Source organism: Rhodococcus sp. 21391, assembly GCF_016772255.1.
Lineage (GTDB): Bacteria > Actinomycetota > Actinomycetes > Mycobacteriales > Mycobacteriaceae > Rhodococcus_F > Rhodococcus_F opacus.
This window is the reverse complement of sequence record NZ_CP063781.1, coordinates 1,671,598-1,691,725: the sequence shown is the minus strand read 5'-3', so window position 1 is coordinate 1,691,725 and position 20,128 is coordinate 1,671,598. Positions and strand designations below refer to the sequence as shown.

The following is a 20,128-nucleotide window of genomic DNA, read 5'->3' as shown; positions in this document are numbered from 1 at the left end:
AGTGCACCACTGCCGTTCAGGTCGCGGTGACGGAACCGCATCATCCGGCCGCTAACCGGCGGTTACGTCGCTCCGCGGCTCGTCGAGGATTCCGCGTGCCGAACTGTAGGCCGAACGCACGTCCGGCACCCGGCCGAGTGTGGCGAGGTATTCCTCCATCGCCTTCCGGGCGTAGGCCGTTCCCTCCGCCTCGCTCGGAATCGAGTCGCCCGTCGCCCGCCGCCACGTCGCGAGTTCCAGCGCCAACTCGGCCTGTGTCCCGGCGAGGTCCTCGGTGTCGGCCAGGTTGTCGCGCTCGCCGGGATCGGCGACCAGGTCGTAAAGTTCCCGGCTCGGACGTGGCCCGAGATGCTCGGTGCCCAGCGCCGCACCGGACAGACTGTTCTCAATGTCGAGGGGCAGATCGAGCTTGGGCCGGGGTGCGTAGTTCTCGATGTAGCTGAACTGCTTGGTGCGCACCGCGCGAATGGGATCGAAGCTGTCGTGGAAGGTCTTCTCCGTGAACAGGACGTCGCGCGCCGTCGACTCCGACCGGCCCAGCAACTGCCCGGCGTGGGAGACGCCCTCCACCGCCGCGGGGATCGGGATCCCGAGCAGATCGAGGAGGGTGGGAACCAGATCCACCCCGCTGAACAGGTCGTCGTAGACGCGGGGCGCCGCCCGCAGCCTTCGCGGTGGCCGGATGATCGTCGCAATTCCCGTGCCCGGCGCATACAGTGTCGACTTCGCACCGGGGAACGCCTCGCCGTGGTCGGTAAGGAACACGACCCACGTGCTGTCGTCGAGCCCCTCGTCGTCCAGCGTCTGCAACAACCTGCCGACGGCCGCGTCGGCCACCTCGATCGACCCGTGGAATCCGGCCAGATCCGCACGGACCTCCGGCCGGTCGGGCAGGTACGACGGAACGTCGAAACCCTCGGGATCGGCGGGGACATACCGGTCGACCGGGTACGGGCGGTGGGTCTCGAAGAAACCCGCGGTCAGCAGGAACGGTTGCGGAGGGAACCGCGCCAGCCACTGCGACGCCCGATCGGTGACGTATTCGCAGTACGAGTTCGTCACGTCGTACTCGTGGAAGCCGAGCCGCTTGGGGTACGCGGTCTCGTGCTGCATCCCGATCAGAGCCGTGTACCAGCCCGCCTCCGCCAGCAGGGACGGCAGCGTTCGGACGTCGTCGTGGTACTGCCAGCCGTGGTGTGCGAGGCCGATCAGACCGTTGCTGTGCGGGTACCGGCCCGAGAACAGGGCGCCACGCGAAGGCGAGCACAGCGGCGCCGCCGCATGCGCGTCCGTCAGCAGCACACCCTCCGCGGCGAGCCGGTCCAGGTTCGGACTCCGCACCCCCGACGCGCCGTAACACCCGAGGTGACGGCCCAGGTCGTGCCAATGCACGATCAGAACGTTGTCACGGACGGGATTCACCGGGGTCGCCACAGTCGCCTCCTACATCGGCGGGGAGTTACAGGGAGACCGGAACTTCGGCCTCCGGGAGTTCGGGTGCCCGCGTCGCCCGCGCGTACACGGTCTCGCCTTCCTGCAAGCCGAGCGCCGCGCTGTCGCCGCGAGTCACCTGCGCGGAGAACGGTTCACCGGTCGCCTCGTTACGCAGATCCACCCGCACCTCGAATCCCAGGTGCACCACGCGCTCGACGGTGGCCCGGGTGACGCCGAGCGATTCGGCCGTGCCGGCCTCCTGCGCGAGGGCCAGGTCGGGATCGCGGCCGAGACGGATGTCGTGCGGTCGGACCAGCTGACCGTTGAGCTTGGCCACCGACCCGAGGAACGACATCACGAAGTCGTTGCGCGGACGGTCGTAGAGGTCCTCCGGTTCGCCGATCTGCTCGATCCGGCCCTTGTTGAGGACCGCGATCCGGTCGGCGACGTCGAGCGCCTCCTCCTGGTCGTGGGTGACCAGCACGGTGGTCACGTGCACCTCGTCGTGCAACCGGCGCAGCCACGTGCGAAGGTCCGCGCGGACCTTCGCGTCGAGTGCGCCGAACGGCTCGTCGAGGAGAAGCACCTTCGGGTCCACGGCCAGGGCCCGCGCGAGCGCCATCCGCTGACGCTGACCGCCCGACAGTTGCGCCGGATAGCGGTGCTGGAACCCGTCGAGGCCGACGATCTCGAGAAGCTCGTTGACCTTCCTGTCGATCTCCGGCTTGGGCCGCTTGCGGATCTTCAGACCGAACGCGACGTTGTCGCGCACCGTCATGTGCTTGAACGCCGCGTAGTGCTGGAACACGAAGCCGATGTCCCGCTTCTGCGGGGAGACGTCGGTGACGTCGTTCCCGCCGATCACGACGGTGCCGGAGTCGAGGGACTCCAGTCCGGCGATGGACCGGAGCAGCGTCGACTTGCCCGAACCACTGGGCCCGAGGAGCGCGGTCAGCGAACCCGAGGGGATGTCGATGGTGACGTCGTCGAGAGCAGCAAAGGACCCGTAGTTCTTCCGGGCGCCGGTCACGGTAATCATGTGGTGCTCCTCTTGCGGTCGAGCAGAGTCATCAGAAGCAGGGTGATCAGCGCAATGCCCATCAGCAGGGTGGCTGCGGAGTACGCACCGAACGTGTTGTGGTCGTCGATGTAGCGCGAATGCACGAGCAGGGTCAGGGTCTGCGACACCCCGGGGAAGCCCGAGGACACCATGATCACCGCACCGAACTCGCCCAGCGAGCGGGCGACGGTGAGGACCACACCGTAGGTCAGGCCCCAGCGGATGGCGGGCAGTGTGATCAGCCAGAACGTCTGCCAGCGGCTCGCGCCGAGCGTCGCGGCGGCCTGTTCCTGTTCCTCGCCGATCTCGTGCAGGACGGGTTCCACCTCCCGCACCACGAACGGCAGTGTCACGAAGAGGGTGGCGATGACCATGCCGGGAAGCCCGAAGATCACCTTGAACCCCAGCGATTCGAGCCCGCCGAACCAGCCGTTGGCACCCCACAGCAGGATCAGCGACACACCGACCACGATGGGTGAGACGGCGAACGGCAGGTCGACCACCGCCTGCACCAGGCCGCGGCCGGGGAAGCGGCCCCTCACCAGCGCGAGTGCCGTGACGATCCCGAACACCACGTTGACCGGGACGACGATGGCTACGATCAGCAGGGACAGGTTGAGCGCGGAGATCGCGGCGGGGGTGCTGATCGACTGGATGAAGGCACCGATCCCGTTCTCGAACGTGCGGAACAGGATGATGACGATCGGCACCACCAGCAGGCCGAACAGGTAGAGCAGCGCGACTGCGCGCAAGGTGATCCGGGTGGACCCAGAGAGCTTCATTCCGCCTGCTCCTCACGACGCTGCCCCCGGCTGGCGAAGACCCGGAGGGCGAACAACGTCACGAACGCGATGGCCAGGAGAGCCACCGACACGGCCGCCGCGGCGGCCGGCCGATCGATTTCGATCTGCTGTTGAATGTACTGGGAAGCGACCTGTGTCTCTCGGGGAATGTTTCCGCCGATCAGGACGACGGATCCGTACTCGCCGATCGCGCGGGCGAACGCGAGCCCCGCGCCGCTGATGATCGCCGGGGTCAGGGTGGGCAGCACGACTCTCCGGAAGATCGTCACGTTGTCCGCGCCGAGTGAGGCCGCGGCCTCCTCGACTTCCCGGTCCACCTCGATGAGCACCGGCTGCACCGAGCGGACGACGAACGGCAGCGTCACGAACGCCAGTGCCACGATCAGACCGGGCTGCGTCGCGTTGAGGTGGACGCCGATCGGGCTCTCCGGGCCGTACAGCGACAGCAGCACGATGCTGGCCACGATGGTCGGCAGCGCGAACGGCAGGTCGATCAGCGCGTTGACGGCCCGCTTGCCGGGAAACTCGTCGCGCACCAGAACCCATGCGATGAGCGTGCCCATGATCACGTTGATCACGGCCACCACCACCGACACCACGACGGTGACGCGCAGGGACGCCACCGCCACGGGCGAGGTGATCGCGTCCACGAAGCCGCCGATTCCGTCGCCGAACGAGGCGACGGTGAGCGCGGCGAGGGGCAGGACCACGATGATGCTCAGCCAGAGCGTCGCGATGCCGATGCCGAGGGGTCCCACCGCACCGGTGACCCGGGCGACCTTCTTGCGCGTAGGCGGAACGGGCGGAGACGGCACCGTGGTGCCGCGTCCGCCCGTCGCCGTCGTCGTGTCGCTCATGTCGGTCTTACTTGGTTGCGTTGTCGTAGATCACTGCGATGGACCCGGTGTCCTTGGCGAACACCTCGGAGTCGACCTTGGACCAGCCGCCGAGATCGGCGATGGTCCACAGCTTGGCCGGCTCCGGGAACTTGTCGGCGAACTCCGTGGCCACCGCGGGATCGACCGGGCGGAATCCGGCCTCGCCCCACAGCTTCTGCCCCTCGGGGGTGTAGAGGAAGTCCTTGAACGCGTTGGCCTTCTCCAGGTTCTTGCTGTTCGACAGCACCGCGACCGGGTTCTCGATCTTGAACGTGGTCGGCGGGGTCACGTGCTCGACGGGGTCGCCGTTGCCCTCGATGAACAGCGCCTCGTTCTCGTAGCTGAGCAGCACGTCGCCGGTGCCCTGCAGGAACGCCTCCGACGCCTCGCGGCCCGACTTCGGCTGAATCTTCACGTGGTCGTTCACCAGCGAGGTGATGTAGGCCAGACCCGCCTCCGGGTCCTGACCGCCGTTGCTCTTCGCCGCGTACGGTGCGAGCAGGTTCCACTTCGCGGATCCGGAGCTGAACGGGTTGGGGGTCACGACCTCGACGTCGGGACGCAACAGGTCGTCCCAGTCGCGGATGTTCTTCGGGTTGCCCTCACGCACGACGATGGTGACGACCGACCCGAAGGGAATTCCGTTGTAGGCGTCCTGGTTCCAGCTCTTGTCCACCAGGCCGGCGTCGACGAGGCGGGTGATGTCGGGTTCGACGGAGAAGTTGACGAAGTCGGCCTCGGCGCCGTCCTTGACCTTGCGGGACTGGTCACCGGAGGCACCGTACGACGGCTGGAAGGCCACGCCCTTGCCCTCGTCGGTGGCGTTGAACGCGGGGATCAGCTTGTCGAAGCCCGGCTTCGGCACGGCGTACGCGTACAGGTTGATGGTGCCCGCACTGCCGTCGGCACCGGCCGAGTCGCTGCCGACGGTGTCGCTGGCGCCGCCGCTGCACGCGGTCAGCGCCACAGCTCCGAGCGTCACGAGGGCCGTGAGAAGACTACGAGAACGGCGTTTCATGGGAGAAACCTTCCTGGGGATCTGTCACAGAGGGGTGGTGCACAAACGTGGGAGGGGGTTCGAGAGGAGGAACGCAGGGATCGCCCGAGCGGGCATCAGGAATGCGAACGAAAATCAGCAGCGCGAGACCGATCGAACGGGTGCCGTGTCACCCGTACGCATTGCTGTGTGCGAGGAGAAATCAACAACAGTCGATGTCGGCGACTGCGAGCATGCCGACAGCGATCAACGCCAATTCATGGCGGACCTGGTGTACAGCGGCTTCAGACACGCCGTGGACTGTAGCAGAGGCTGAACCAACCGCCCACATCGAACGGGATCTACCGGGTGACCAGCCATGCGACGACGACGAGGACGAGCAGCGCGAGCAGCGCGAGTGTGACGCGTGAGCGCGGCATCAGGGTTCCTCCACCTTCGAGACGTCCCGCCTGAGCAGGACGAAGACTGCGGCCAGGCCACGATCGAGCAGCCACGCCAGTCCTCGGCACACCGGCACCATCACCAGCAGCACGAGAGCGACCTGCGGAACGAACGGGAGCCCGGCGATCCACAGCTCGAAGCCGTCCCACCAACTCGCCATCCGGTCCACGGTGCCACCCTATCGTTCGCCGGCACCGAGTCGGCGCACAGGTGGACGCCGCGCCGACGACAGCCGATGATAGGCAGATGGTGTCTCTCGATGCGCACTCGGACGACCAGCCCCGCTCCGCCGCGCATCGTCACCGTCGCGCGTTTCCGCCGATCGACGATTACGCATTCCTGTCGGACTGCGAGAACACGTGCCTGATCGCACGGAACGGCGCGGTCGAGTGGATGTGTATCCCCCGGCCCGACTCCCCCAGCGTCTTCGGCGCCGTCCTCGACCGCAGCGCCGGCCACTTCCGGATCGCACCGTACGGGCAGAACGTGCCCGCCGCCCGCCGCTACCTGCCCGGGGGACTGATCGTCGAGACGACGTGGCAGACCCCGACAGGGTGGCTCATCGTCCGCGACGCACTCGTGCTCGGCCCGTGGCACAACGTGGAGCAGCGGTCTCGCTCCCGCCGCCGCACCCCCACGGACTGGGATGCCGAACACATCCTGCTGCGGACCGTCAAATGCGTGAACGGCACCGTGGACCTCGAGATGAGCTGCGAGCCCGCGTTCGACTACCACCGCGGCGACGCAGTGTGGGAGTACACCGGCAAGGTCTACGAGGAAGCCACCGCCACCTGCACGTCGAGCGGTCCGGGCGACCACCCGACACTCCGGCTGACCAGCAACATGAAGCTCGGGCTGGAAGGGCGCGAGGCCCGCGCCCGGACCCGGATGGTCGAGGACGACAACGTGTTCGTGGCACTGTCCTGGTCGCACCTGCCTGCGCCGCAGACGTACGACGAGGCTGCCGAGAAGATGTGGCAGACGGCGAAGTTCTGGCGGGAATGGATCACGACCGGCCGCTTCCCCGACCACAAGTGGCGTGGCTACCTGCAGCGCAGCGCCCTGGCCCTGAAGGGGTTGACGTACGCCCCCACCGGCGCGCTGCTCGCCGCGTCGACCACGTCGCTTCCGGAAACCCCCGGGGGTGAACGGAACTGGGACTACCGCTACGCGTGGGTCCGCGATTCGACGTTCGCGCTGTGGGGTCTGTACAGCCTCGGACTCGACCGGGAGGCCGACGATTTCTTCGCGTTCCTCTACGACGTGTCCAGTGCCGACGACGGCAAGTACCGGCCGCTGCAGGTGATGTACGGCGTCGGCGGCGAGCGGACCCTCGTCGAGGAGGAGCTGCCGCATCTGTCCGGCTACGACGGCGCGCGTCCGGTCCGGGTCGGAAACGGCGCGTACGACCAGGATCAGCACGACATCTGGGGAACGATCCTCGATTCCGTGTACCTGCACGTGCGATCGCGCGAGCGGGTGCCGGAAACGCTGTGGCCGATGCTCAAACGTCAGGTCGAGGAGGCGATCGAGCACTGGCAGCTCCCCGACCGCGGCATCTGGGAGGTGCGCGGCGAACCACAGCACTTCACGTCGTCGAAGATCATGTGCTGGGTGGCGCTCGACCGGGGCGCGAAACTCGCCGAGCAGCAGGGCGAGACGAGTTACGCGGACCAGTGGGCCGAACTGGCCGACGAGATCAAGGCCGACATTCTCGAGCACGGCGTCGACGCACGCGGAGTCCTCACCCAGCGGTACGGCAGCGACGAACTCGACGCCTCACTCCTCCTCGCTCCGCTCCTGCGGTTCCTGCCCGCCGACGACCCGCGTATCCGCGCGACCGTGCTCGCCATCGCGGACGAGCTGACCGAGGGCGGGCTGGTGCTGCGCTACCGGGTGGAGACCACGGACGACGGGCTGACGGGCAAGGAGGGCACGTTCACGATCTGTTCGTTCTGGCTCGTGTCGGCGCTCGTGGAGATCGGTGAGCTCGACCGCGCGAAGCGCCTGTGCGAGCGGCTCCTCGGGTTCGCCAGCCCCCTCGAGTTGTACGCGGAGGAGATCGATCCCGGGTCGGGACGGCACCTGGGCAATTTCCCGCAGGCGTTCACCCATCTGGCGTTGATCAACGCGGTCGTTCACGTCATCCGCGCCGAGGAGGCCGCGGCGAGCGGCTTCCACCCTGCCCACTACGCGGTGTGATCAGGCCGAGGACCTGCGACTGCGGTTACTCCGCGAAACGGTGTAGCAACCGCTCCGCGTCGGCCGCGATCTGCCGCACCACGACACCGGCCGGCCGCTCCGACGTGACGAGACCAGCCGCCTCCCCGGCGTACACGACACCGAGGTCGGGATTCGCGGGGTCGTAGGCGGCGGCGAGTTCGGTGTCGGGGGCGTGTGCGCCGTGCCAGCGGGACGTGAACTCGTTGCTCAGGGCCCGCCCACCCCATCGGGCCGGCCACGGCTGGCTGCGCGCCTGGTCGAACACCGACGTGTACACGGTGTCGGCGCTGCCCGCCGCGATCAGCTTGTCGCGGGCGTACTCCGGTCCGATGGTTTCGGGGCTGGCCAGCAACGCGGTCCCGATCATCGCGCCTTCCGCGCCTGCGGCGAGAACAGCGGCGAGACCGCGGCCGGTCGCGATGCCGCCGGCCGCGAGCACGGGCAGCGCGGTGGCGTCCAGGATCTCCTGCAGCAGCGGCAACGTCCCGATCCGGCCGGTGTGGCCGCCCGCCTCGGCGCCCTGGGCGATGACGAAGTCGACGCCCGCCGCCTCTACGACCCGCAGATCGTCGACCGTGTTCACCTGCGACATCACGAGCGCCCCGGTGGCGTGCACCCGCTCCACGTAGGGCGCGGGATCACCGAACGACAGCGACACGACCCGCGGGTTCTCCGCCAGCGCGGCGTCGAGCAGAGCGTCGTCGTCGTCGAGCGCCCAGGTCATCAACCCGATACCGAAGGCGTCGCCGCCGATGCTCCGCGCGACCGCCGTCTCCTTCGCCACCCACTCCGGGGTGGCGTAGCGCGCCGCGCCGAGCAGGCCGAGCCCACCCGCCTTCGACACCTCGCCGACGAGGGCCCCGCCGGCCCGTCCGCCCATCGGGGCGCCGAAGATCGGTACCTCGATTCCCAGTGTCCGGGTGAGCCAGGTTTCGAGGGCCACGTGCCGCACCTACTTTCGATCAGACGTCGACGGAGGAGAACCAACCGAGCGATCGCGCTACTTCTTCGGCTTGTCCCCGACCGATTCGGACGACAACGCGGCCACGAAGGCCTCCTGCGGAACCTCGACCCGGCCGATGGTCTTCATCCGCTTCTTGCCTTCCTTCTGCTTCTCGAGCAGCTTGCGCTTACGGCTGATGTCGCCGCCGTAGCACTTGGCGAGCACGTCCTTGCGGATCGCGCGGATGTTCTCACGCGAGATGATCTTCGAGCCGATCGCCGCCTGGATCGGCACCTCGAACTGCTGCCGGGGAATCAGCTCACGCAGCTTCGACGTCATCCGTCCGCCGTACGCGCCGGCCGCGGAGCGGTGCACGATCGACGAGAACGCGTCGACCGCCTCACCCTGCAGCAGGATGTCCACCTTCACCAGGTCGGCCTGCTGCTCGCCGGCCTCCTCGTAGTCGAGGCTGGCGTACCCCTTGGTCCGCGACTTCAGGGCGTCGAAGAAGTCGAACATGATCTCGCCCATGGGCATCTCGTAGCGAAGCTCGACCCGGGTCTCGGACAGGTAGTCCATGCCGCCGAGTTCACCGCGCCGGTTCTGGCAGAGCTCCATGATCGCGCCGATGAACTCGCTCGGCGCGATGACGGTGCACTTCACCATCGGCTCGTAGACCTCGCGGATCTTGCCCTCCGGCCAGTACGACGGGTTGGTGACGACGTGCTCGGAGCCGTCCTCCATCACCACCCGGTACACCACGTTCGGCGAGGTGGAGATCAGTTCGAGCCCGAATTCGCGCTCGAGGCGGTCGCGGGTGATCTCCATGTGCAGCAGTCCGAGGAATCCGCAACGGAAACCGAACCCGAGCGCCACCGACGTCTCCGGCTCGTAGGCCAGGGCGGCGTCGTTGAGCCGCAACTTGTCCAGGGCGTCGCGCAGCACCGGATAATCCGAACCGTCGAGCGGATAGAGGCCGGAGTAGACCATCGGCTTGGGGTCGCGGTACCCCACGAGGGGTTCCGTCGCACCGCCGCGCGCGGCGGTGACCGTGTCGCCGACCCGCGACTGCCGGACGTCCTTCACACCGGTGATGAGGTAACCCACCTCGCCGACGCCGAGGCCGATACTGGCCTTCGGTTCGGGCGAGATGATGCCGACCTCGATCAGATCGTGGGTGGTGCCCGTCGACATCATGGTGATCTTCTCGCGCGGCGAGATCCGGCCGTCGACGACGCGCACGTAGGTGACGACTCCGCGGTAGGCGTCGTACACGGAGTCGAAGATCATGGCGCGCGCCGGACCGTCGGGGTCGCCGACGGGGGCGGGGATCTGCCGCACGACCTCGTCGAGCAGTTCCTTCACACCCACGCCGGTCTTGCCGGACACGCGCAGCACGTCACCCGGTTCGCACCCGGTGATGTGCGCGATCTCCTCGGCGTACCGGTCTGGGTCGGCGGCGGGCAGGTCGATCTTGTTGAGCACCGGGATGATGGTGAGGTCCTTCTCCATCGCCAGGTACAGGTTGGCGAGAGTCTGGGCCTCGATACCCTGCGCGGCATCCACCAGCAGGACCGCACCTTCGCAGGCCTCGAGTGCGCGCGAGACCTCGTACGTGAAGTCGACGTGCCCGGGGGTGTCGATGAGGTGGATGACGAACTCCTCGTCGCCCACCTTCCACGGGAGCCGCACGTTCTGCGCCTTGATCGTGATGCCACGCTCGCGTTCGATGTCCATGCGGTCGAGGTACTGGGCACGCATCTGCCGCTCCTCGACCACACCGGTGAGCTGCAGCATGCGGTCGGCCAGCGTCGACTTGCCGTGATCGATGTGCGCGATGATGCAGAAATTCCGGATCCGGGCAGGATCCGTGAACGTCTTGTCGGCGAAACTGCTGATGGGGGACCCCTTACCTGGACCGGCACCGGCCCGGTTCCGGACCACTGTCACCTGTCAGGATATCCAAGCCACCGCGTTGCGGCTGCCGCGGCATACACGCACTAAGCTCGGCGGCCATGGCGAGCACGTGGAGCAGCATCGGGAAGACGTTGGGCCGACTTGCACGGGACAAGGGCCCGCAGCTTCTCCAGCAGCTGCAGAAGTCCGGCGCGCTGGACCGCGCGGCCGGTGTCCTGACCGGGTCGACGGCCGCCGCGCCGAAGCCGGCCCCGGGTCGTCCGGTCACCGCGAACTCCGCCCCGACAGCCCATCGGGCACGGAGGGTGGAGTACTCCCCCGACCTGGACGGTCGCGCGGATCCCGGCGAGATCGTCTGGACGTGGGTGGCGTACGAGGAGGATCCGAGCCAGGGCAAGGACCGCCCGGTGCTCGTCGTCGGACGCGACGGCGACACCCTGCTGGGGTTGATGCTGTCCTCGCAGAGCAAGCACGACGGCGACCGGGACTGGATCGGGGTCGGCGCGGGGGCGTGGGATGCGGAGGGCCGTCCGAGCTGGATCCGCCTGAACCGGGTGCTGGACGTGCCGGAGGCGGGGATCCGCCGGGAGGGTGCCGTGATGGCCCGGGACACGTTCGAGATCGTGGCACGCCGTCTGCGGGCGGACTTCAGCTGGCAGTGACGCGGTCACCGGCCTAGATCTTCGGCGATCATCTCGGCGATCGCAGTCATCGCGAGCGCGTTGGGGTGTGCCGGTTCGGCGGGTGACTGCGGCAGGATGCCCTCGAACCATCGCTGTCCCGCCGGCGCGCAGGCGTCGTGCCCACCGTCCACGGCGGCCGTCGCAATGTCGACGTAGTGCACGCCGTACCTGGCCGCGGCCTGGGCGTAGATCTGGTTGAACCGTGCGAAGTATCGCTCGAGCCAGACCGCGTCCGCGTCGGACACGGGCAGGTTCGGCCAGCAGCCGCGTCGTCCGACGGAGCCGCCGTGCCCGATCAGGTAGACCTCGGCGTTCGGCGCCTTCGCGACGATCGCAGCCACCACGGCGTCGACCTGGGGCGCCATCTGCGCGATCCCCTCGACCGTGAGCTGCTCCGCCTGTGGGTTGTTGCGGCAACCGGCATCTGCGCCGGGAACGACGGCGACGCAGCGCACCGACACGGGCAGGTGATTGGAACCGCCCCCGCCGATGCTGAGCGTCACGACGTCGGTGTCCGGGCGGAGCGCGTCGATCTGCGGCGGGGCGAATCCTGTCCCCACGAACTGCGGCGTGCTGATCACGTGGGCGGGTTTCGCGGCGGAACAGGTGACGTCGATGACGGTGGCCGCGCCGATCAGCCGCGCCAGCTTCGCCGGGTAGTTCAGGTCCGGTGATCGCAGGCACAGGTCGCGGTGCTCGGAGAACTCGATGAGCGGCCCGGCCGCCCGGGAATCGCCGAGTGCCACGTATGTCGGTCCCCGCCGCGGCGCGTCCTCGGCGGTCGCGGTCGCCGGGACCGCCCCGGTGAGCGCGAGAACGACGCACGTGAGGATTGCGGCTCGCAGGGCGCGCCGGTCCGGGACGGGTCGGTGGGTGCTCAGCTTTGCAGTCGGTCGTACCGGCCGAACAGCGACCGGTACACCAGCGCTCCCACCGCGCCACCGATCAACGGGAACACGATGAACAGCCAGACCTGAGCGAGCGCGCCGTTCTGGTACGGCGCGACGGCGAGACTGCGGGCGGGGTTGACGGACGTGTTGTCGATCGGGATCGACACGAGGTGGATCACGGCGAGCGTGAATCCGATGGAGACACCGGCGAGGGGGACGTCGGAGATCTGGTCGGTGGATGCGAGGACCACGAACACGAGCAGCGCGGTGAGCAGGACTTCGATGATCATCGCCGCACCGATGCCGTACCCGTTCTCGATGACCCCGCCGAGCGGCCCCTTGATGGCGGACGGGCTGTGGGCTCCCCAGCCGTTGGCGCCGAGACCGTCGGCGGCCCGGTTGTACGAGGGCAGGCTCTGCGCGATCGCGTACACCACCACTCCGGCGACGAGACCGCCGATGACCTGTGCCACGACGTACAACCCCGCCTTCGCGACGGACAACCGGCCGAGCGCGAGGTGTCCGACGGTGACGGCCGGGTTGACGTGGCAGCCCGAGATCGGGCCGATGGCGTAGACGAGGAAGAGGAGCGTCAGTCCGAATGCCAGTGCCACACCGAGGTTTCCGACCTTGGCTCCGGCGAAGACCGCCGTACCCACCGCCGCGAAGACCAGTACGAACGTACCGACCGCCTCTGCTACGTATTTCTTGAGATCCGAGATCGGTTCGACTTCTACGTATTCCTGTGCGGTTGGAGACATTGAACCCACCTTCGTCGAAATGGATCGTTAGTCCTGCTTTCCACAGAGAGATCTGGCTGGCACTTTACGCCAGGCGTGTGATCTCCACGACGACTTCGAGATCTGTCGCCCGGCCACCGGAGAAGATGCCCTTGAGCGGCGGAACGTCCGCGTAGTCCCGTCCGATACCCACCGACACGTGCTGTTCGTTCACCGCGACGGCGTTGGTGGGGTCGTATCCCCACCACGCACCGGTCCACGCCTCGACCCACGCGTGACTCTCCCCCGCCACCGTGTCGTCCACCGCCGCATCGGGTTTCGGGTGCAGATAGCCGGACACGTAGCGACTCGGAATTCCCATACTGCGCAGAAGGACCAGCGTCAGGTGCGCGTAGTCCTGGCACACGCCCTGCCGCTCGGCCCAGGCGTCGACCGCGGACGTGTGGACGCCTGTCGTGCCCGGAACGTAATCCATCTCCCGATGCACCCAGTCCGCCGCCGCGACAACGGCTTCGTCGGGAGTGCGGCCCTTGCGGAGGTCCCGGGCGATCGTGTCGAGCTTGCGGCTGCGCGGCACGAACGTCGTGTTGCTCAGCTGTTCGTTGAACCGGTCGGTGAGCGGAGCGCTGGCCAGCTCGTCCCAGTCCACCTTCTCCTCCGGCTCCCAGAACGGTTCGGTCTCGACCACGGACAGCCCGGTGACCTCGAGTTCCTTGTGCGGCGCATGGAGATCGAACGCGGTGACGGCGGTGCCCCAGTAGTCGGTGTAGCGGTACGACCGTGTCGCCGGCGTCGTTTCGACCCGGTTCAGGATCACCGTCTGCCTGCTGTCACCGCGAGGGGTGAGTCGCGCCTCGTTGTACGAGGACGTGACCGGTGCGTCGTAGGCATACCCGGTGGTGTGCACGACTCTCATACGCCAGCTCACAGCTCTCCCTCCACGACGGCTTCGCCGCCGACGGCCCGTGCATCGGTCCACGCCACCCACGGCGCGGCGTGAAAATACTGCAGCGCGATGGCTTCTCCGAGCTCGCGGCAGGTTTCCTGCAACCCCGCGAGCCGATCCTGGAGATCCTCGAGGAGCACGCCGGGCGGCAGGAACTCGAGTTCGCTGCGGGCCCTGCCGAGGAGACGCTGCGCCTCGGCCCTGGGTCCGACGCGGCTGTCGGGCTGGTGGTCGAGTTCGGCGAGGCACAACTCCGCCTGCCGGATGGCGTGGAACACCGACCGCGGAAACAGCCGGTCCAGCAGGATGAACTCGACCACCCGGTTGGCGTCCAGCGCGCCCCGGTATGTGCGCAGGTAGGTGTCGTGGGCTCCCGCGGAGCGCAGCACCGTCACCCACGCCGGCGAGGACGGGCGGTCGCCCGCACGGGACAACAGCATCCGCGCGAGCATGTCGACGCGTTCGATCGAGCGGCCGAGCAGCAGGAAGCGGTATCCGTCGTCGCGGCTCATCGTCGAATCGGCCAGACCCGCGAACATCGCCGCGCGTTCCTCCACGTACCGGAAGAACTCGTGCGGCCCGAGACGCTTGGACGCCCGCTCCCGTTCGGCGAGGCCGTTGTACGTGGTGTTGAGGCACTCCCACATCTCGCTGGACGTGACCTCCCGGGCACCCCGCGCGTTCTCGCGGGCGCTGGCGAGGGAGTCGATGATCGAGCCCACCTGGTTGCGGCTGAACGCCACCAGTTCCGTCACCGACCGGACGTCGAGTTCGGTGTCGGGCGCTTCGATGCCGAGCACCCGCAGCAGCAACCGGGACGTGCGGTCCGGGTCCACCGAGGCGTCGTCGAGCAGTTGATGCACGGCGACGTCGAGAATGCGGGCCATGTCGTCGGCCCGCTCGACGTACCGGCCGATCCAGTACAGCGATTCCGCGTTCCTCGCGAGCATCAGCGATCACCTCCCTGGCCCTGTTGTTGCTGCTGTTGCTGTTGTTGCTGCAGTTGAGTCGTGCTGAGTTCGGGTCCCTGCTCGGCCTCGGCAGACTGCGCAGGCTCGGCCACGAGCTCCTCACCTGCGAGTTCCCGCTCCTCGTCGGAGCTCCTGCTCGCGAGCACCCACGTGTCCTTGCTGCCGCCGCCCTGGCTGGAGTTCACGACGAGGGACCCCTCGGGCAGGGCCACGCGGGTGAGCCCGCCCGGCAGCACCCACACGTCGTCACCGTCGTTGACCGCGAAGGGCCGCAGATCGACGTGCCGGGGAACCAGTTCGTCCCCGACCTTGGTGGGCACCGTGGACAGCTGGACGACGGGCTGCGCGATCCACCCGCGCGGGTCCGCCTTGATCTTCCGGGCGATCGTGTTCAGTTCCTTGGGTGACGCGTCGGGGCCGAAGACGATGCCGTAGCCGCCGGAACCCTCCACCGGTTTGATCACCAGTTCGTCGACCCGGTCCAGGACCTGTTCGCACTCCTCGTCGAGCCAGCACCGGAATGTGTCGACGTTCGCGAGCAACGGCTTCTCACCGAGGTAGTAGTCGATGATCTGCGGGACGTAGGTGTAGACGAGCTTGTCGTCACCTACCCCGTTGCCGACGGCACTTGAGATGACGACGTTGCCCGCCCGGGCCGCGTTCAGCACGCCGGCCACCCCGAGCACGGAATCCGGGCGGAAGTGCATGGGGTCGAGGTAGTCGTCGTCGATGCGGCGGTAGATGACGTCGACCTGGCGTTCGCCCTCGGTCGTGCGCATGTAGACCATGTTGTCGCGGCAGAACAGGTCGCGGCCCTCGACCAGTTCGACACCCATCTGGCGCGCGAGCAGCGAATGCTCGAAGTACGCGGAGTTCGCGACCCCGGGCGTCAGCACCACGACGGTCGGGTCGGCCTCGTTGAGGGCGGCGGAAGCGCGCAGCGCCCGCAACAGATGGGAGGCGTAGTCGCCGACGGACCGCACACGGTGTGACATGAACAGGTCGGGGAACACCCGCGCCATCGTGCGGCGATTCTCCATGACGTACGACACTCCCGACGGCGAACGCAGGTTGTCCTCCAGTACGCGGAACACCCCGTTCTCGTCGCGGACGAGGTCGATTCCGGCGACGTGGATCCGCACCCCGTTCGGCGGGACGATCCCGGAGGCCGCCCGGTGGAAGTGCTCGCACGAGGTGACCAACCGCTTCGGCAGCACGTGGTCACGCAGGATGCGCTGTTCCCCGTACACGTCGTCGAGGAACATCTCGAGCGCCTGCACGCGCTGCTTGATGCCTTTCTCGAGACGCGTCCACTCGGCAGCGGCGATGACCCGAGGAACCAGATCGAGCGGGAAGGGTCGCTCCTGACCGGACAGCGAGAACGTCACGCCCTGGTCGATGAACGCCCTGCCGAGGGCGTCGGATCGGGCGGCGAGATCGGCTCGGTCCGCGGGCTCGAGCGCCTTGAAGACGCCTTTGTAGGGCGGGCGGACGGTGCCGTCGCGGTCGAACATCTCGTCGAACGCCAGCCCGTAGCGCCCGATGTCGGTGTACCCGTCGAACACGTGGGCGGGTTCTGCGGGCCCCCGCGGCCGGGCGGTCACCCGCGTCCGCGGCTGGGTTCCCGATGCCTTCGCACCCGCCTGCGTGCTTCCCCCCGATTTTCGGACGGGGGCTTTCGAGGTTGCCGACGATTTCGTTACTGTTGACGACTTCGATGCTGGGGGCGTCATCCCAGACATGCTGCTACATGTACACCCCTTCAGCAGCACAGCCGCAGGATTTGTCGGCGCGTCCGGCGCCGGTTTGAGATCGGACACCGATCACTGGTAATCTCGCCTGTCGGTGCATATGTGTGCGCCCAGAGCTTTCTCGACCGTAACCAGCTTAAGACGACAGGATTTTACGCGTGGCCAACATCAAGTCCCAGGTGAAGCGGATCCGTACCAACGAGGCGGCCCGACTCCGTAACCAGTCGGTGAAGTCCTCGCTGCGCACGGCGATCCGCTCGTTCCGCGAGGCTGCGGCGGCCGGTGACAAGGACAAGGCCAACGAGCTCCTCGTCGCCACCAGCCGCAAGCTCGACAAGGCAGCCAGCAAGGGCGTCATTCATGCCAACCAGGCTGCCAACAAGAAGTCTGCTCTCGCGCAGGCGATCAACAAGATCTGACGGTTCTTCCGTCGTAGGCTCTCCAACAGCCGCTCGATCCTCGGACCGAGCGGCTGTTGTCGTGTCTCCGTCAGACCTGTCGTAGTCGGGAGACGCGGCCCACGGCACTCTCGACGGCGTAGTCTGCGTCGGCCGACGCGCCCTTGACGTCGGCGTTCAGGGCGGCCACGATGCGCAGCGCCTCCCCCACCGACGTCGGTGTCCAGCCCTTCGCGAGGGCCTGCGCCTTCTTGATCTTCCAGGGCGGCATACCGAGTTCCGACGCCATCCGGAACGGGTCTCCCCGCCCCGCCGGGGCCACCCGGGCGATCGAGTGCACCGCATCGGCCAGCGCGTCCGCCAGTAGCACGTGCGGCACGCCACGCAGCATCGCCCAGCGCAGCGCCTCGATCGCGCCCGCGGTGTCGCCGGCGACGGCCTTGTCCGCGACGTCGAATCCGCTCACCTCGGCCTTGCCCGAGTAGTACCGCTGGACGGCGGCGACGTCGATCTTTCCGCCGGTGTCGGCCGTGAGTTGCGAGCACGCGGCGGCCAGTTCGCGCAGATTCGAGCCGACTCCTTCGAACACGCTCTGCACCACTTCCGGCGACACCCGCACCCCGAGGGTGCGGAACTCGCCGCGAATGAACCCGATCAGGTCGCCCGACTTCAGTTTGGCGCAGGGGTGCACGACGGCACCGAGCTTCTCCAGCGCCCCGGTCATCGCTTTCGCACGTCCGCCGCCCGAGTGCAGGACCACCAGGACGACGCCCGGTGGCGGGTCGCCGGCCGCGTCCAGGATCAGTGCCACGGCGTCCTTGCCCGCCTCCGCCGCGGCCTCCAGCACCACCACGCGATCTTCGGCGAACAGCGAGGGGCTGAGCAGTTCGGCGAGTTCGGCCGCCCCGGCATCACCCGCCCGCAACCGGTTGACGGGAAGCTCCGCGCCCGCGGCCACGTCCGCGTTCGCGCGGACGTGGCCGATGACCTGCGCCACCGCGCGTTCGACGAGGAATTCCTCGTCACCGAGGACCAGATGGAGCTGTTCGAGCTGAGTTGGAGTGCTCACGCGAAGATCGTGCCACGTGGGGCGGACACGGTCGCCGACACCCCGGAACCGGGACCGAGCAGGCCGAACACGGGCGATCGCCACGCAGCGGTCGCGTCGGCGGTGGACACTCGATCATATGACCGCGGAAACCGAGGTGGACGGCGTCACCCGCGAGGACTACGCGCACATGATCGACCTCGACGACGATCGCGCGGCAGGGCACCGGTACGAACTGAGTTTCCGGTACACCTGCCGCGACGGGCTGCTCCGCCGATGGTCGGTGCAACTGGTGACCCGCTGCTCGGCCTCCGGGCACGCCGAGACACTGTTCGCGGGTGGTCGATCCGTCCTCGAACCCGCATCGCCCTCGTACCGCGACCTTGCGGCGGCCGGCTCCGACGGCGACTTCGACACGGCGTGCGACTTCTACGAACACCGGTGGCGGGCCCTGCTCGACCCGGCGGGCGGCAGCCCGCGAGGTGAGAACGAGCAGCGTCACCTGTCCGACGCGCTCACCCTGTACGGGCGTACGTGGCGCAACGCCGCCGGCCGCGCGCTCGCCGACCGGCTCGCGTCGTTCGCCGAGGTCACCGTGCTCGCCCTGGGCACCGACCCCGCGTTCCACGTCATGCGCCGCACCGCCGCCCACTACCCCGATCCGGTCGTCCTCGCCGTCTACCAACCCGTCGGGCAGCGCATCGACCTCACCCTGGTCGACACCGCGACCGTGGAGGCGTTGATCGACGACCCCGGTCCGCTGCGCACCGGACCGGACACCAGCGCAGGTGCCCTGCTCACGGGCATCGGATCCGCCGGACTGCTGCATCCCGGCTACATCGGCTCCACCACCGCCGGCGTCACCGAGTTGCCTCCGCCACCCCCGGTCAGCTGACCACTTCGCGCGTCAGGAGGTCGACCACCGCCGCCAGCGTGCCCACCCGCGTGAACTCGGCCCGTTGCCGCTCGGCGCCCGTTCCCTCGCGCAACACGGTGTCGAGCCCCGACTCGAGGAACGCCCGATCACTCGCGCCGAGCCCCGGGGCCACGCAGTCGTTCAGCAACTCCAGTTGCCGGCGGATCGGCAGGGCCCGATCCGCGGCCGGGCTCGTGCATTCCCCGTCGAGTCCGTCACGGGCCGCGCGCCACAACTGCGCCCTCAGCAGCTCCGCGCGCAGCCACGGCACGGTGAGGCCGTCGTCCAGCGATTGGAGCGCCCACCCGACGAGCCCCTTCACGACCACCGCGTAGAGCGCCGCGTGCGCCGCGGTCATGGCGACGTCCGCGATCCGGACCTCGATGGTCGGCTGCTTGTCGGCGAGCCGGACGTGCCAGTAGATCATTCCCCGGTCCATGGCGGCACCGGTTCCGATCATGGCGCCGACCGTCGCCTCGTACTCGTCCGCGGAGTCGAAATGCGGCGGCGGTCCCGCCGACGGCCACCGCGACCACATGATGTGCCGCCAACTGTGATAGGCCGTGTCGTGCCCACTGTGAAACGGGGAGTTCGCGGCGAGCGCGAGCAGCACGGGCAGCCAACTGCGGACCAGGTTGCTCACCTGCACACCGACGTCGCGGCTCGGGATCCCCACGTGCACGTGGCAGCCGCACGTGGTCACCGTGTCCACGATCGACCCGAAGTGGCGGGCCATCTCCTCGTACCGCGGGCTCGGGGTGATCGCCGGGGGCAATCCCTCGACGACCAGGGACGTCCCGCTGGGCAGCAGCAACAGGTCGCGGCCCGCGGCGGCCTTCGCCAGCCGGCGGCGCAGGCTGCGCAGCTCCTCGTGCAATTCCTCCCCCGTGTGGCACACACCCGTCGCCGTCTCGATCTGGCATCGGGCGAGTTCACGCTGAAGCCCGTGAATGTCGTGGCCGGCCTCGGTCACCACGTCGGGTCCCGCGGCGGAGAGGTGACCGGACTCGTCGACGAGGAAGAACTCCTCCTCGACTCCCACACTGAGGTCGCGACCCGATTCCGTTGCTGCAGCGCTCATTCAGGAGG

Annotated in this window: 20 protein-coding genes; 4 read left to right on the top strand and 16 right to left on the bottom strand. The window is 68.2% G+C overall.

Features of this window, described 5'->3' with window-relative positions:
- Positions 1-51: 51 nt before the first annotated feature.
- The 7 genes from GO592_RS07975 to GO592_RS07950 form a co-directional block, all read right to left on the bottom strand.
- Complete coding sequence (locus tag GO592_RS07975) at positions 52-1,434, bottom strand: sulfatase family protein (protein ID WP_007299482.1); 1,383 nt, start codon at positions 1,432-1,434, stop codon at positions 52-54.
- A gap of 25 nt (positions 1,435-1,459) precedes the next feature.
- Positions 1,460-2,473, bottom strand: coding sequence for a sulfate/molybdate ABC transporter ATP-binding protein (locus GO592_RS07970; protein ID WP_007299481.1), 1,014 nt, complete (start codon positions 2,471-2,473; stop codon positions 1,460-1,462).
- On the bottom strand, positions 2,470-3,276 hold the full coding sequence (cysW, locus tag GO592_RS07965) for a sulfate ABC transporter permease subunit CysW (RefSeq protein ID WP_005247987.1): 807 nt from the start codon (positions 3,274-3,276) through the stop codon (positions 2,470-2,472). Before cysW ends, GO592_RS07970 begins: the two co-directional genes overlap by 4 nt.
- Positions 3,273-4,154 (bottom strand): sulfate ABC transporter permease subunit CysT, encoded by an 882-nt coding sequence (cysT, locus tag GO592_RS07960; RefSeq protein ID WP_005247989.1) that lies wholly within the window; start codon positions 4,152-4,154, stop codon positions 3,273-3,275. The genes cysW and cysT overlap by 4 nt, the downstream gene beginning before the upstream one ends.
- 7 nt (positions 4,155-4,161) lie before the next feature.
- Positions 4,162-5,193 carry a sulfate ABC transporter substrate-binding protein gene (locus GO592_RS07955; RefSeq protein WP_005261261.1) on the bottom strand — a complete coding sequence of 344 codons (1,032 nt, stop codon included), beginning with the start codon at positions 5,191-5,193 and terminating at the stop codon, positions 4,162-4,164.
- A 181-nt stretch (positions 5,194-5,374) separates the two neighbouring features.
- Positions 5,375-5,503, bottom strand: coding sequence for an Ms4533A family Cys-rich leader peptide (locus GO592_RS46475; protein ID WP_368681004.1), 129 nt, complete (start codon positions 5,501-5,503; stop codon positions 5,375-5,377).
- An 87-nt stretch (positions 5,504-5,590) separates the two neighbouring features.
- On the bottom strand, positions 5,591-5,773 hold the full coding sequence (locus GO592_RS07950; RefSeq protein ID WP_005247996.1) for a hypothetical protein: 183 nt from the start codon (positions 5,771-5,773) through the stop codon (positions 5,591-5,593).
- Between the two features lie 86 nt (positions 5,774-5,859).
- Between GO592_RS07950 and GO592_RS07945 the strand changes: the two genes are divergently transcribed.
- Positions 5,860-7,815, top strand: coding sequence for a glycoside hydrolase family 15 protein (locus GO592_RS07945; RefSeq protein ID WP_005261264.1), 1,956 nt, complete (start codon positions 5,860-5,862; stop codon positions 7,813-7,815).
- 25 nt (positions 7,816-7,840) lie between these two features.
- Here GO592_RS07945 and GO592_RS07940 read toward each other — a convergent pair whose 3' ends face one another.
- Both GO592_RS07940 and lepA read right to left on the bottom strand, forming a co-directional pair.
- On the bottom strand, positions 7,841-8,779 hold the full coding sequence (locus GO592_RS07940; protein WP_005575146.1) for an NAD(P)H-dependent flavin oxidoreductase: 939 nt from the start codon (positions 8,777-8,779) through the stop codon (positions 7,841-7,843).
- Positions 8,780-8,836: 57 nt separating this feature from the next.
- On the bottom strand, positions 8,837-10,729 hold the full coding sequence (gene lepA / locus GO592_RS07935) for a translation elongation factor 4 (protein ID WP_005575144.1): 1,893 nt from the start codon (positions 10,727-10,729) through the stop codon (positions 8,837-8,839).
- A gap of 65 nt (positions 10,730-10,794) precedes the next feature.
- Between lepA and GO592_RS07930 the strand changes: the two genes are divergently transcribed.
- Positions 10,795-11,358 (top strand): type II toxin-antitoxin system PemK/MazF family toxin, encoded by a 564-nt coding sequence (locus GO592_RS07930; protein WP_007299479.1) that lies wholly within the window; start codon positions 10,795-10,797, stop codon positions 11,356-11,358.
- A 5-nt stretch (positions 11,359-11,363) separates the two neighbouring features.
- Here the strand turns inward: GO592_RS07930 and GO592_RS07925 are convergent, their stop codons facing one another.
- From GO592_RS07925 to GO592_RS07905, 5 genes are all read right to left on the bottom strand, one after another.
- Positions 11,364-12,125, bottom strand: a complete 762-nt coding sequence (locus tag GO592_RS07925) for an SGNH/GDSL hydrolase family protein (RefSeq protein WP_007299478.1) — start codon at positions 12,123-12,125, stop codon at positions 11,364-11,366.
- A gap of 131 nt (positions 12,126-12,256) precedes the next feature.
- Positions 12,257-13,030 (bottom strand): aquaporin, encoded by a 774-nt coding sequence (locus GO592_RS07920; protein ID WP_005575140.1) that lies wholly within the window; start codon positions 13,028-13,030, stop codon positions 12,257-12,259.
- Positions 13,031-13,094: 64 nt separating this feature from the next.
- A complete protein-coding gene (locus GO592_RS07915) occupies positions 13,095-13,925 on the bottom strand; it encodes a transglutaminase family protein (RefSeq protein ID WP_007299477.1) in 831 nt (276 codons plus the stop codon).
- 8 nt (positions 13,926-13,933) lie between these two features.
- Positions 13,934-14,905 (bottom strand): alpha-E domain-containing protein, encoded by a 972-nt coding sequence (locus GO592_RS07910; protein WP_005248011.1) that lies wholly within the window; start codon positions 14,903-14,905, stop codon positions 13,934-13,936.
- Complete coding sequence (locus GO592_RS07905) at positions 14,905-16,530, bottom strand: circularly permuted type 2 ATP-grasp protein (protein WP_039952362.1); 1,626 nt, start codon at positions 16,528-16,530, stop codon at positions 14,905-14,907. The genes GO592_RS07910 and GO592_RS07905 overlap by 1 nt, the downstream gene beginning before the upstream one ends.
- Before the next feature lie 305 nt (positions 16,531-16,835).
- On the opposite strand from GO592_RS07905, the gene rpsT reads away from it, so the two are divergent.
- On the top strand, positions 16,836-17,096 hold the full coding sequence (gene rpsT, locus GO592_RS07900; RefSeq protein ID WP_005248015.1) for a 30S ribosomal protein S20: 261 nt from the start codon (positions 16,836-16,838) through the stop codon (positions 17,094-17,096).
- A 70-nt stretch (positions 17,097-17,166) separates the two neighbouring features.
- On the opposite strand, the gene holA is transcribed toward rpsT, so the two are convergent.
- Positions 17,167-18,144, bottom strand: a complete 978-nt coding sequence (holA, locus tag GO592_RS07895; RefSeq protein ID WP_005261272.1) for a DNA polymerase III subunit delta — start codon at positions 18,142-18,144, stop codon at positions 17,167-17,169.
- Between the two features lie 118 nt (positions 18,145-18,262).
- Between holA and GO592_RS07890 the strand changes: the two genes are divergently transcribed.
- A complete protein-coding gene (locus GO592_RS07890; protein ID WP_007299476.1) occupies positions 18,263-19,018 on the top strand; it encodes a hypothetical protein in 756 nt (251 codons plus the stop codon).
- Here the strand turns inward: GO592_RS07890 and GO592_RS07885 are convergent.
- Entirely contained in the window at positions 19,011-20,120 is a 1,110-nt protein-coding gene (locus tag GO592_RS07885; protein WP_039952360.1) for a carboxylate-amine ligase, read from the bottom strand. The genes GO592_RS07890 and GO592_RS07885 overlap by 8 nt on opposite strands.
- Positions 20,121-20,128 lie beyond the last annotated feature (8 nt).